10 protein-coding genes are annotated in these 13,401 nt (G+C 39.0%); 5 read left to right on the top strand and 5 right to left on the bottom strand.

From position 1 onward, the window contains the following. Positions 1-278 precede the first annotated feature (278 nt). Together F994_RS15675 and F994_RS15670 are read right to left on the bottom strand one after the other, a co-directional pair. On the bottom strand, positions 279-2,510 hold the full coding sequence (locus F994_RS15675; RefSeq protein WP_004651583.1) for an NADP-dependent isocitrate dehydrogenase: 2,232 nt from the start codon (positions 2,508-2,510) through the stop codon (positions 279-281). An 830-nt stretch (positions 2,511-3,340) separates the two neighbouring features. Next, complete coding sequence (locus tag F994_RS15670; protein ID WP_004651580.1) at positions 3,341-5,044, bottom strand: M61 family metallopeptidase; 1,704 nt, start codon at positions 5,042-5,044, stop codon at positions 3,341-3,343. Between the two features lie 181 nt (positions 5,045-5,225). Between F994_RS15670 and F994_RS15665 the strand changes: the two genes are divergently transcribed. Together F994_RS15665 and slyD are read left to right on the top strand one after the other, a co-directional pair. Beyond that, on the top strand, positions 5,226-6,539 hold the full coding sequence (locus F994_RS15665) for a D-alanyl-D-alanine carboxypeptidase PBP6B (RefSeq protein ID WP_004651579.1): 1,314 nt from the start codon (positions 5,226-5,228) through the stop codon (positions 6,537-6,539). Between the two features lie 322 nt (positions 6,540-6,861). Next, a complete protein-coding gene (gene slyD / locus F994_RS15660; protein ID WP_004651578.1) occupies positions 6,862-7,344 on the top strand; it encodes a peptidylprolyl isomerase in 483 nt (160 codons plus the stop codon). A gap of 192 nt (positions 7,345-7,536) precedes the next feature. On the opposite strand, the gene rnk is transcribed toward slyD, so the two are convergent. The 3 genes from rnk to F994_RS15645 all read right to left on the bottom strand — a co-directional run bounded on the left by rnk (position 7,537) and on the right by F994_RS15645 (position 10,740). Then, the gene (gene rnk, locus F994_RS15655) at positions 7,537-7,941 is read right to left on the bottom strand and encodes a nucleoside diphosphate kinase regulator (RefSeq protein ID WP_004651577.1); all 405 of its coding nucleotides are present in this window, start codon (positions 7,939-7,941) and stop codon (positions 7,537-7,539) included. A gap of 165 nt (positions 7,942-8,106) precedes the next feature. Then, positions 8,107-9,360: a serine hydroxymethyltransferase gene (gene glyA, locus F994_RS15650; protein WP_004651575.1), complete on the bottom strand. Its 1,254-nt coding sequence runs from the start codon at positions 9,358-9,360 to the stop codon at positions 8,107-8,109. Between the two features lie 153 nt (positions 9,361-9,513). Then, positions 9,514-10,740, bottom strand: coding sequence for an alpha/beta hydrolase (locus F994_RS15645; protein WP_004651574.1), 1,227 nt, complete (start codon positions 10,738-10,740; stop codon positions 9,514-9,516). Between the two features lie 664 nt (positions 10,741-11,404). Here F994_RS15645 and F994_RS15640 point away from each other — a divergent pair. The 3 genes from F994_RS15640 (at position 11,405) to F994_RS15630 (ending at position 13,390) form a co-directional block, all read left to right on the top strand. Continuing rightward, positions 11,405-12,103, top strand: coding sequence for a putative quorum-sensing-regulated virulence factor (locus F994_RS15640; protein ID WP_004651573.1), 699 nt, complete (start codon positions 11,405-11,407; stop codon positions 12,101-12,103). A gap of 88 nt (positions 12,104-12,191) precedes the next feature. Then, positions 12,192-12,830 carry a hypothetical protein gene (locus F994_RS15635; protein WP_004651572.1) on the top strand — a complete coding sequence of 213 codons (639 nt, stop codon included), beginning with the start codon at positions 12,192-12,194 and terminating at the stop codon, positions 12,828-12,830. 212 nt (positions 12,831-13,042) lie between these two features. Beyond that, a complete protein-coding gene (locus tag F994_RS15630) occupies positions 13,043-13,390 on the top strand; it encodes a hypothetical protein (protein ID WP_004651571.1) in 348 nt (115 codons plus the stop codon). Positions 13,391-13,401 lie beyond the last annotated feature (11 nt).

The raw sequence follows: 13,401 nt of genomic DNA, 5'->3' as shown, positions 1-13,401 counted from the left end.
TACAGTCTAATAGATATTCAAAACAATAAAACCTAAGCTAATGTTTTACATAAAATTAATTATAAGTTAGGTCATCCCAATAAAACGATGTTGTTTTAAACCTAATCGCTCTATTAATTTGAGAAAATATACATACAAACTTGTTTATGACTCCCTACTAAATTCTTTAATTTTTTTAGATGTATTTCATTACGTATAATTTACAGACAAAAAAGCCGGTGCATATACACCGGCTTTTTTACATCACCGACTAAATCGTCGGCTTTGCATGATCATACTTAAACGCTTACAAGTGCTGCGTTTAAAGTTGCACTTGGACGCATTACAGCATTCACTTTCTCTTGATCAACGGCATAGTAACCACCGATGTCAACAGACTTACCTTGAACGGAAGCAAGTTCAGCCACAATTTTGTCTTCGTTTTCAGCCAATGCTTTCGCAAGTGGAGCAAACTTCGCTTTAAGCGCAGCATCTTCATCCTGCGCAGCAAGCTCTTCAGCCCAATACTTAGCTAAATAGAAGTGACTACCACGGTTATCAAGCTCACCCGTACGACGAGAAGGTGACTTATCGTTATCAAGTAACTTGCCTGTTGCTTGGTCAAGCGTTTTCGCAAGCAATTTCGCACCAGCATTGTCTTCTTTAATGCCCATTTCTTCTAGAGAAACAGCAAGCGCCATGAACTCACCAAGTGAATCCCAACGTAAATGATTTTCTTCCACTAACTGTTGAACGTGTTTAGGCGCTGAACCACCCGCACCCGTTTCGTACATGCCACCACCGGCCATTAACGGAACGATAGACAACATTTTCGCAGACGTACCCAATTCCATGATTGGGAACAAGTCAGTTAGGTAGTCACGCAAGATGTTACCTGTTACTGAAATCGTATCAAGACCACGTGCTACACGCTCAAGTGTGTAACGCATCGCACGCACTTGTGACATGATTTGAATGTCTAGACCTGTTGTATCGTAATCTTTCAAGTATTTTTCTACTTTCTTGATTAATTCATTTTCATGTGGACGGTACGGGTCAAGCCAGAAGATTGCAGGCATGCCAGAGTTACGTGCGCGATTTACCGCAAGTTTCACCCAGTCACGAATCGGGGCATCTTTCACCTGACACATACGCCAGATGTCGCCTTCCTCAACGTTTTGAGTCATCAACACTTCGCCAGTTTCAAGATCAGTGATATTCGCGATACCCGCTTCAGCAATCTCGAAAGTTTTGTCGTGTGAGCCGTATTCTTCAGCTTTTTGCGCCATTAAACCAACGTTAGGTACAGTACCCATGGTTTTCGGATCGAAGTTGCCATTCCACTTACAGAAATTAATCATTTCTTGGTAGATACGTGCGAAAGTCGATTCAGGCATCACTGCTTTACAGTCATATTGCTTGCCGTCAGCGCCCCACATTTTACCGCCACCACGAATCATTGCAGGCATAGAAGCATCTACAATCACGTCGTTTGGTGAATGGAAGTTGGTAATACCTTTCGCAGAATCGACCATTGCTAACGCAGGACGATGTTCCTGACATGCATGAAGATCTTCAATGATTTCTTCACGAAGAGAAGTAGGCAAAGTTGCGATTTTTTCGTAAAGACCCGACATACCGTTATTAACGTTAATACCCAACTCGTCAAATAACTTACCGTGCTTCTCAAATGCTTCTTTATAATAGATTTTCACACAGTGACCGAATACGATCGGATGTGAAACTTTCATCATGGTCGCTTTCACGTGTAACGAGAACAAGATGCCCGCTTCGCGGCAATCTTCAAGTTGCTTCTCGTAGAAATCGCAAAGTGCTTTTTTGCTCATGAACATCGAGTCGATGATTTCACCGTCTTTCAACGCAACTTTCGGCTTAAGAACAACCGTTTCACCACTCTTTGTGATGAGTTCCATCTTCACATTGCGCGCACGGTCAAGTGTCATTGACTTTTCACCGTGGTAGAAGTCGCCTTCTTCCATGTGTGATACATGAGTCTGTGACCATTGCTTCCACTCGCTCATTGAATGCGGGTGTTTCTTAACGTAGTTCTTGACTGCAGCAGGAGCGCGGCGGTCAGAGTTACCTTCACGCAGTACAGGGTTCACAGCCGAACCTAGACATTTGCTATAACGTGCTTTGATCGCTTTTTCTTCTTCAGTAGCTGGGTTTTCCGGATAATCAGGAATAGCATAGCCTTTAGACTGAAGCTCCTTAATACACGCCATCAATTGACCAACAGAGGCACTGATATTCGGGAGTTTGATAATGTTCGTATCTGGATCTTGCGTGAGACGACCTAGCTCTGCGAGAGTGTCAGGCACTTTCTGTTCGTCGCTTAGGAAGTCCGTAAATTCTGCGAGTACACGTACGGCTACGGAGATATCGCTTTTAACGATCTCGATGCCAGCCGGTTTAGTAAAGGTCTCAATGATCGGCAGCAGTGAGTAGGTCGCCAACAGTGGCGCCTCATCGGTCAATGTATAAATGATTGTTGACTTTCCACCAGCCATATTTAGCCCCTTGCTTTGGATTGAGTTTGTTAGGACTAAGCTTTTGACTCAGCCCTGCGAACCGATTTGCTTAAATAAAATATTTAAAGTATTTGTGCTGATTGCACCTCAGTCAAAGCAATATCTTTTCATATTGCTGTTTGGCTGATAATTTATACGCATCAGTGTTGTTCACCAATGCGGATATTCTACTTGAAATTTCTTCTTTTTTCGAATAAGGACAGTCCCTGACGGTCTCTATGGCTGTATCAACACATCTGCTTAGCCAAGCGATGATTTAGGGCCTAAATACAATTATATACATATTTATCAATATCTTATATAATTAACACCTTGTAAAATTGATTAAAATTTCACCAGACCAATTTACCAATTTACAAACCAATTTCTTGGGACATGTTGGGTATCATGGAAATAAATTACCTATCAGGGAATACGATGCAAATTTCCTGCCTGATCAGCCGAAAAAGCGGTCATGTTAAGCTATGCTCTCCTCACCATTATCTTGCACCAATGTTAAAGACTTTCGAGCAGAAATCATCAATATGACATCGCGTGCGAATCCAAGAATCTTCAATTTCAACATATTTAAACCAATAAAGTATTCAGGATGAATTCTTCCGATCATGCTTATGCCTCACCCTTGACCGATAGCTTATTATTGACATGCCTTGAAGTACTTTGAATCAGGTACATAAAAATCATCTTTTTGTAAGGCATCTAAATCTCTTTCTGCGCCTAATTTATCTTTATAAATTTTCAAATCTACTTCTAATAAAAAACCGATGCATAAGCATCGGTTTTTAAATCATTTTAATAAAACTAGCAAATTAAGCTTTAAGCCACTTCTCTGCTTTCGCTTGATCTTCAACTTTTAATTCAACTGTGGTTAAGTCAATTGCACCGCCCGAAAGTTCAAACTGCATCAACTCATCACGGCGGAATGCATACACAGTGAAAGTAGCTTTCTGTTTTGCATATTGCTCAAGCAGTTTTTCAGAGGCTTTTAGACCATCAATAGCAATAATCACATCATTGGCAGAAAGACCGGCTTTAGCTGCAACACCATCACGTCGCGCACTTTGAACCAGTACACCTTCAGGTTTATCAGCAACTTTTAACCCAAATGGCAAAGCTTTATCATTCTTCAATGTATAACTTAGACCAAATTCAGGGAACAACTGATCAAGCGGCAATTCATCTGTCGTGTTAATCAGGTGATTAATCTGCTCTGCCCAATCTTGACCTGTCAGCGCTTTACATAAATCAAAAATAGTCCGCTCACTGACTTGAATGCCATTTTGTGCATTTTCATACAGCTTACGCATTAAGGCATCTAAACTTGAACCACGTAAGCGCAAGCCCAGATCTAGACACAATGCGACCAAACAACCTTTGTTGTAGTAGCTGGTTCCTGCATTATTTGAATTTTCATCCTGACGGTAGAATTTCACCCATGCATCAAAACTGGACTCGGAAACAGTTTGAACAGCTCGACCGGGATTTTGTAAATAACGATCAATCTGTGTTTTTAATAACTCAATATAAGATGCTTTATTCACCACACCACTGCGCAGCAAAATCAAATCATCATAGTACGAAGTAAAACCTTCAAAAATCCACAATAAAGAGGTATAGCCTTCTTTGTTGAGATCGTAATTTACAAAGTTTTCAGGGCGAATAAATTTCACCAACCATGAGTGAAAATATTCATGGCTGCATAAACCTAAGAAACGTTGATAATCTTTAGATGGCTCAATCGGTTCATCCGCTTTAGGCAGGTCATCACGTGGCGTAATGAGACTGGTGCTATTTGGATGTTCCAAACCACCATAACTATTACCCGTCGCCATAGTCATAAAGGTGTAATTTTCAAATGGTGCAGAACCAAACATTGCAATTTCTGTGCTACAGATTTTTTCAATATCTTGCTGCATACGTTGTGCGTTCATAGCGTGTTTGCCTGAAACCACAAACTCATGTGGAATGCCATTCGCCGTAAAACTAAAACGTGTTTGATCTGCCAACTCAAATGGACTATCAATGAGCTGTGCATAGTTTTTGGCTTTTAAGGTATGACGACCTTTAACCAAACTTTTATGCGCTAAGCCTGTCGCCAATTGGAAGTGTTTCAGCTCATCTGGAAGGAAAACTTCAACCTCGACTTGGTTTTCTTCCTGACCTTCAAGCCCCAAACATGCACATGCTGGATTCACATATAAACGGTTCTGGTCAACATAAGCACCACGTACCGACAGGTCATACGCGTAAACATCGTATTCCACTGTAATCAGTTCAAAATCGGTATTAAATAAACGCCATTTATTTTTTTCAAATTTACTAATTTGCAGCATACGCCCATCTTCATCATAGGCTTTGACAGACTCAATATGCTTGGAAAATTCACGAATCAGATAACTTCCGGGAATCCAAGTCGGTAACGAAAGCACCTGTGTTGGGATGGCAACAAAACGTAAAGTGACATGAATTAAATGCTGACGATAATCGTCAAATTCGATTTGATAATGCAACATAATAGGCGATTCAAAATATGAAAAAGGTAACTTATCAATGAGCTTAGCATTTTTTTACAAAGCAATGCTGAACTGTCGCAATTGTCTACAATTCTGACTAGCCATTCAGTAAAAAAAGGCATAGCATTCGCAAGATTTTTTGCATTTTAAAGTCAACGGATTGGCAAATAAAGGAACATCATTGAAAGCTGTTATCTACCTCATCGCATCACTTGGTTTATTGTGCTCCACAATAGTCAACGCCACATTACTTAATCTAGTCCCAGAAAGCGTTGAAGCGCAAGCTTGGACTGTTATTGATACTCAATCAGGGCAAGTTATTGCTGAACATAATAGTCATGTTCAACGTGCTCCAGCCTCGCTGACTAAAATGATGGTGGCTTACATCACATTAAAAGAACTTCAGGCAGGTCATTTGCGTAAAGATGAGGTCTTAACTGCAACACCTGTGGTTAACATGGTGATGTGGGATGAATCACAGATGTACCTGAAACAAGGTGAGCAGATTTCAGTCGATCAACTTCTTGCTGGCTTAGTGGTGATGTCTGCCAATGATGCTGCTGTGACTTTGGCAGAACGCATTGCTGGAGATGTGCCAAAATTTATTGCACGGATGAATAAAGAAGCCCAAGCTTTGGGAATGAAAGATACTCACTTCCAAAACCCAGCAGGCATTAGCATGCCTGAGCATTATTCAACCGCAGCAGATTTGGCACTTTTAGGGCAAGCCCTTGTGACACAAACGCCCGATTATTTAAATTACTCAAAACAACAAAGCTTTTCTTATAATAATCGCTTTCACCATGCAACCAATAGGTTATTAAAACTTGATCCAACGGTAGATGGCTTAAAAACAGGCTTCACTAAAGCCGCGGGTTATAATCTCGCCCTAACTGCAAACCGCCCAACGATGAACCCAGATACGCCTGAACGTCGTTTAGTGGTCATTGTCTTGGGTGCAGCTAGTGCGGCAAAGCGTGCCGAAGTTGCCTATAACCTCATGAACATGGGATATACCTATACGCGTAATGAAGTTGCGATTAAAGACAAACAACTGATTGCAGAATTACCTGTGATCAAATCCACATTAAAAATGTTTAAATTAGAAACCAGCAAACCGCAAATCATCACCACATCTTTATATGACCAACCTTTTGCGATTGATTTAAAAACCTATGACACAACCAATCAGCGCATTATGTTGAATACAGGCAATGGTACGATTCAAACCATAGAACCCTTACAAGAAACAAAAACCCACTTAAATGTTGAAATCAACGAAAAACTACTTACCGCTCCCTTGGCTAAAGTCATGCAATTGGCCACGGTACAGGTGTATCAAAATAACCAATTGATTCGAACGATTGCCATTGAAAATGATGTGCAGATTGAAGAAGCTAATTTTTTCCAAAAAATTGCAATTTGGTTTAAACAACTTTTTAGTTTGTTTTCCAACAATGAAGTAGAACTCAAAATCTATCCTTTAGGACAGTGAAGTTCAATTTCTTGACTTTATGCAATCGGCATAGCAATTTTAACAAGTAATAACTGGAAGATGACTGATTGATGTCATCTTCTTTTTTGTCTGCAAAATGGTACATAGCTTGAGAATAAATAAGCTTTACTGACATAGCTAAAATTTTTGTCACAAGAAAAATCATTTCGAAGGCAAAATTGCATTGAAATTTTAAAAACCGTCCCTATTATTAAAAAAACGCCATAAAAACGCGGAAAATGCAATTTTTTGATAAATATAGTCTACAAAAATTGCTTTTCACTTTATGATGTACCCTTAAAAAATTGAATGGATCAATGACATGACTGCTATTGCAAATGACCTCGTGGTTTCTTTCCACTACACGTTGACTAACGCAGAGGGCGAAACTCTCGACCAATCACAAGGTGAGCCACTTGCATATTTGCACGGTGCAGGTAACATCATCCCTGGTTTAGAAAATGCTTTATTAGGCAAAACTGTTGGTGAAAAATTCACTGTAAACGTTCCTGCTGCTGAAGGTTATGGCGAATACAACCCAGACCTAGTACAAGAAGTTCCTGCGCAAATGTTCCAAGGCGTAGACAATATCCAAGCGGGTATGCAATTCCAAGCTCAAACAGATGACGGTGTTCAAATCGTTACTGTTAAAGCAATTGAAGGTGACAACATTCTTGTTGATGCTAACTTCCCACTTGCTGGTCAAGATTTAACTTTTGAAGTTGAAATCGTTGAAATTCGTGAAGCTTCTACTGAAGAATTAGAACACGGTCACGTACACGGCGCTGGTGGTCATCACCACTAAGATCGGTACAGATCAAAAAAAGGCAAAGTTTTTACTTTGCCTTTTTTATTATTTAAAAACACTCTTTTCTAATTCTTACTGCATCAGTTTTATATGATGAATATTTATAAAAATAATATTTATTTCGACTAAAAAATATGACTTCAATATAAAAATGCTGTGTCTTCTCCACAACATTTTATACATTTAGGCTTATAAATAATCGCCTGCTCGCTCTGGCTGATACAGCACTTTTTCAATCTTCACTTTCATTAAATGACCATCGGGTTGTGGCCATTCAATTTCTTGCCCTTCAGCCAACCCAAGAATGGCTGCACCGACTGGAGCAAGGACATTCACTTGACCTTTATCACCGCGAAAATCATGTGGATAGACCAAAGTAATTTCTGTAGACTCACTCGCTGGTGCAATGGTAATACGCACACGAGCATTCATGGTCACTACATTTTCCGGGACATCTTGTGGAGCAACAATATCCGCACGTGCAAGTTCATCTTCAAGATGTTGCATGGTCGGAGTAAGTTTAGATTGATGCTCAAGCATGGTTTCTAAACGCTGAAGATCTTGTTGTGAAATAATAATTGTTGGTTTAGCCATTTACCTGATTCCTTTGAAAGAAAGATGTCATTACAGCAACAGCAAAATGATTTATATCTTTTATGAAGTATTATTCTGTTATAGCAGAAATATATGATTTGAAAAATATGACTTTTAAACATCTATAAAAAAAGCCCCCTTGAGGGGGCTTTCTCAAGTCGTTACTTATTTTGCATAAACTGGAAATTTAGCACAAACAAGTTCAACTTTCGCTCTAGTCGCGTTAATTACAGCTTCGTCGCCTTTCGCATCTAAGATATCAGCGATCCAACCTGCCAAATCACGAACTTCTGCTTCACCGAAACCACGAGTGGTTACAGCTGGAGTACCAATACGGATACCTGAAGTCACGAACGGAGAACGTGGGTCATTTGGTACGGCATTTTTGTTCACAGTGATGTGAGCAGCACCTAACCATGCATCTGCTTCTTTACCAGTCACATCTTGTTTAATGAGTGACAATAAAAATAAATGGTTTTCAGTACCACCAGACACAATATCGTAACCACGTGCGATTAATACTTCAGCCATTGCTTTAGCATTTACCACAACTTGTTTTTGATATTCTTTGTATTCAGGTGTCATTGCTTCTTTAAAGCAAATTGCTTTCGCTGCAACCGCGTGAACCAATGGGCCACCTTGGTTACCAGGGAATACTGCTGATTGTAATTTTTTCTCGATTTCTTCATTTGCTTTCGCAAGGATTAAACCAGAACGCGGACCACGAAGTGTTTTATGCGTAGTCGTTGTTGTTACGTCAGCAATTTGTACTGGGCTTGGGTAAACACCCGCAGCAACTAAACCAGCAACGTGAGCCATATCTACAAATAGGTAAGCGCCAACTTTGTCCGCGATGTCACGGAAACGTTGCCAGTCAACAATTTGGCTATAAGCAGAGAAACCAGCAACGATCATACGTGGCTTGTGTTCTAGTGCTAAACGCTCAACTTCTTCATAATCGATTTCACCAGTTTCGGTGTTTAAACCGTACTGAATCGCATTATATGTTTTACCAGAGAAGCTAACTTTTGCACCATGAGTCAAGTGACCACCGTGAGCCAAGCTCATACCTAAAACGGTATCGCCTGGGTTAAGTAGCGCCAAGTAAACAGCTGAGTTAGCTTGTGAGCCAGCATGTGGCTGAACGTTTGCATAATCTGCACCGAAAAGCTCTTTAGCACGGTCAATTGCCAATTGTTCGATTATGTCTACATATTCACAACCGCCATAGTAGCGTTTGCCTGGGTAGCCTTCTGCATATTTGTTTGTAAGTTTTGAACCTTGCGCTTCCATCACTGCTGGAGAGCAATAGTTTTCAGAAGCAATCAGTTCGATGTGCGCTTCTTGGCGAGCATCTTCCTGTGTGATTGCTTGCGCGATTTCTGGGTCAAATTCAGCAATTGAGATATTGGCAAACATTAGCGAGGTCCTATAAATTAGGGCTTTTAAGCCGTGCTAAGATTGGCGCGTATTGTAGCATGAAGTTTATAAATTTCGAGAATGAACTTTACTCAGTTTTAAATAAAAAAGCTCATGTAAAGACAAAACATGAGCTTTTTAAGTTAAAGCTAATTACTGAGTTGGCATTAGAGTTTTCACATCTGCCACAAAAGCACTTATATTTGCTATATATACAGTATTATGGTCCCAGTTTTCATTTGGTACATATGTAATTTTCGTACCTTTAGCTTCAGCACTTGCTCTCAGTAAATCAGTTGCTGCTTTTGGTACAGTCGCATCTTTTTCACCTTGATAAATAATAACAGGCTGATTTAGCTTCACTGTACCAGGTTGTGAGTCTTTGAATAAGAAATTATTAATGACAGGTATAGACATAAAATTATCTTGATTTCGTCCGTAACCAACTAATGAGTTCGGATGCTCAGGTAATGATGCATAATCTGACATTCCTTCACCCAAGGCAGCACCAACAGGACCTGAACACTCTGTTTCTGCAAGAGGTGCAATTTTTGCAGTATCTGCTTTAAAAACGTCAGCATAACTGACCGAAATCTGATGTCCTTGCATTCCAGCAACAATTAAAGCAGTAAATGTATCTAAAGGTGCCAGAACTGGTATCTGTATATTTGCAGGCTTATCTTTCACAGCCTCTTCACTACCCTTCAATATTGCAGCAAGATTTGATGCAGGTGCAATTGCAATTGTTCCCTTGTAGTCTAGCTGCGCTCTAGCAGCATATTGTGCTGCACCCAATGCAGCATGACCTCCCTGTGAATGACCAACTGCCATCCATTGTGGAGCAGCTTTCTTACCTTGACGACTTAGGTAGTCGCGCGTTGCTACTACAGCATCAGTAATGGAAAAAGCTTCACTTTTTAAATTGAGAAATGGATGATTACCTTCTGCTCCCAATCCCTCATAATCTGGAGCAACTACCACATAACCTTCTACTAATAGTTGTTTCAGCAGAATTTGAGAGTCATTTAAGCCCTGCTGACTAGGTGCACATTTATCTGCAACGCCCGTTGTACCATGTGCCCAAACCACAATCGGCCAACCATTTACAGGTTGCGTAGTTCTCGGAACAAATACCAAAGCCGTTGCTGTGACCTCTTTATTATCGACACCTAGCATTTTATATGTCATCAGCTGACTGTCAGCAGCAATTGCAGGCATACCATCCTTAGTATAAGCTGTAACATTTACAACTGGATTTTGAATATTATTGACAGGAATTTGCTCACCACCTGAAAAACTCCAATCGTCATCCCCACTTCCACATGCGGTTAAAAGTATGGCTGAACTACTCATTAACACTGTAAGCAATGTTTTTTTCATGTTTGCACTTCCTTATACGTTTTTTGTTGTGATGATTTAAATAAAATAATTACTTTTATTTTTCAATTTCAGACTAAATACATTATTTTAAAACAAGGTAAAACACAATAGTACTAAGGTGTTGATTTTTTAAATTATTATTTCTTAATATTACAAATACCCAATAATATCAATTCAATAAAATATTTTTTAATAGAAAAGCTAAGCACCTCAAAATGTTAGAATATTGTATCTTTTGAAATAAACACCGCATTGTTTACCCCGTATCGTTTCATTAATTTGGCATAAACAATGATCCTACTTTTGAAAGATCCATAAAGAGTACAGCCCCACAAGATATACACCTTTATTACTCACACACTACATCTGAAAAAATTGCAGACATTACCAATAGCTTGTTTAAAAATACAAATTTTTATGATTCCAGATCGTAATTAGAAGACTATAAATAAAATCTAAGGCATGAAATAAATAAGTCATAAAATTGGTTTTTATATCTATAAAATACTCTCATTTCGATTAATAAATTAAAACAAGACCATTTAAACATCACCTTTAGGCAGAAATAATCAGGAATAGCCCAAAGTTGATGTTTTCAGTTTGTACCAAGGCATTTGAAAGTGTTAAATTTATTTAAAATTTCGCTACGGTTATGGACTAGGTCATGCAAGCAATTATTCTCGATACAGAAACCCATACTTTAAATGGACAGCCCATTGAGATTGCTTATGCGCCGATTCAAATCCATGACGGCAAACTTACGCTAGATAAAAGCCAAATTTTCGATCAGCTCTATCGTGTCGATGAACCGATTTCCTATGCAGCAATGGCTGTACACCATATTTTAGAATCCGAGTTGGTCGATCAACCCCACTATACGAGCTTTAGCCTTCCACAGGAAACAACCTATATTATTGGTCACAATATTGATTACGATATTCGTGCACTTGAAAAATGTGGCGTAGATATATCAAAAATTAAAGCCATTTGCACACTTGCCCTTGCACGTTTAGTTTGGCCAGATGCCGAGGCACATAATATTTCTGCACTCATTTATATGATTACCAAAGGCAGTGCAAAAGCCCGCGACATGATTAAAAAAGCGCACCGTGCCGATATGGATATTATTTTAACAGCCAATATTTTAATGCATGAAATACATCATTTAAAAATTCAAACCATTGAAGAACTGTATACCGCATCTGAAGATGCACGTATTCCACGAACCATTAATTTTGGTAAACACCGTGGTACAGCCATTGCTGATTTACCCGCAGACTATATGCAGTGGTTACTTCGTCAGGAAGATCTAGACCCTTACTTACGTAAGGCAATAGAAAATGCCAAGATCGTAACTTTATAATCTTTTGATTTGTAATATTTTTTACATAATATTGTCATGATCAACTCATACAATCTGCCTTAATTTATTGCGGGGAGTAAATTAAGGCATGTCTCAATATTACAAAACTGATTTGGGCATTGAAAGTTTAAAACAGCGTTCAATGAATCTAAATGCTCGCCAGCGTAGACTGTTACTGCTTATCGGTACAGATGATTTTGACCTCCTCGATGAACAATTTAAGCATCGGATTGCACCGCCAGAAGTTCTGTCACAATTAATAGACATGGGATTAATTGCTCCTTCAATTCAGCACCCTATTGAAACGCCAGAACCGACAACATTGCTCGATACTGAAATTAAAACCAACCATCCCCTGCAAACAACGAATTCTATTCAAGAGAAGTTAGCTGAACCCATCACCACAACTGCGATTACACCACTTATTTCAGAAGCTGCTCATACCGACTCTACGGCGACAGAACCCCAACATGAAATAGCTGTGACTTTAGAAGAATTAAGCTTTGAGGAAGTAAAACACTTGATGGCTCAACTGCTACAACAAAACTGCGGTTTAATGGGCAAACAATTGATGAATCGCATTCTAAACAGCCACGATTTACGCAGTTTAAAATTGTGCCAAATGCAATGGATCACAGAATTACAAGAAAGTCGCATTCAGCCGCACTGGCTAAATCAATGCTTAAAACAAATCAATTTTTCGCTACAAAAGCTCAATATTTCGTAAACATTAAGAGTATTTTTGTGTTTTATCAGTCATTTAAGCTCTAATTAATCATCTTATAGTTTTATTTTATTTTTAAAAAACAAGGCTGTTTACTTTATGATTCAGATATTTAATAGCCCTTAAGTCATGTCATTGATCATACCAAGACCTTTGTTCAATGGTGAATAGTCTCCAAAAATTACATATATTCAGTATTTAATGGGGAAATGAATATGAGTGCTCTATATTTAGACTTTCATCCAGCCGACAATCCAATGTACTTAAAAAAATTAGGCAATTGGGTGATTACTTTTATCAACGCTCCAGATGAAGTGACGAATATCCAACTGGCTATTACCAGTGTCTTGCCCCGTCAATTAAGTGATAACTTACAACCCAGTCGAATTATTATTCATCAAACAGCGCTTGATAATCGTTGGTTAATTCAACAAATTGAATGTTATAGCAGTCTAGACGGCAAAGATAAATTATTAAGCTGTCATGATAAAGTCGGCAAACAAGTCATTCAAAGTTTGATTCAAGAATTTAATAAATACGATGTAGAAGTAAGCTTAGTATAAGTTTTAATTTT

This window comes from Acinetobacter bohemicus ANC 3994, from assembly GCF_000367925.1.
Taxonomy (GTDB): domain Bacteria; phylum Pseudomonadota; class Gammaproteobacteria; order Pseudomonadales; family Moraxellaceae; genus Acinetobacter; species Acinetobacter bohemicus.
This window is presented reverse-complemented; position numbering and strand designations above follow the sequence as displayed.

Bases quoted from the DNA above. Each gene is read 5' to 3' on its own strand.
- F994_RS15675 (WP_004651583.1), bottom strand. From the start codon at position 2,510: ATGGCTGGTGGAAAGTCAACAATCATTTATACATTGACCGATGAGGCG.
- F994_RS15670 (WP_004651580.1), bottom strand. From the start codon at position 5,044: ATGTTGCATTATCAAATCGAATTTGACGATTATCGTCAGCATTTAATT.
- slyD (WP_004651578.1), top strand. From the start codon at position 6,862: ATGACTGCTATTGCAAATGACCTCGTGGTTTCTTTCCACTACACGTTG.
- rnk (WP_004651577.1), bottom strand. From the start codon at position 7,941: ATGGCTAAACCAACAATTATTATTTCACAACAAGATCTTCAGCGTTTA.
- glyA (WP_004651575.1), bottom strand. From the start codon at position 9,360: ATGTTTGCCAATATCTCAATTGCTGAATTTGACCCAGAAATCGCGCAA.
- F994_RS15645 (WP_004651574.1), bottom strand. From the start codon at position 10,740: ATGAAAAAAACATTGCTTACAGTGTTAATGAGTAGTTCAGCCATACTT.
- F994_RS15640 (WP_004651573.1), top strand. From the start codon at position 11,405: ATGCAAGCAATTATTCTCGATACAGAAACCCATACTTTAAATGGACAG.
- F994_RS15635 (WP_004651572.1), top strand. From the start codon at position 12,192: ATGTCTCAATATTACAAAACTGATTTGGGCATTGAAAGTTTAAAACAG.
- F994_RS15630 (WP_004651571.1), top strand. From the start codon at position 13,043: ATGAGTGCTCTATATTTAGACTTTCATCCAGCCGACAATCCAATGTAC.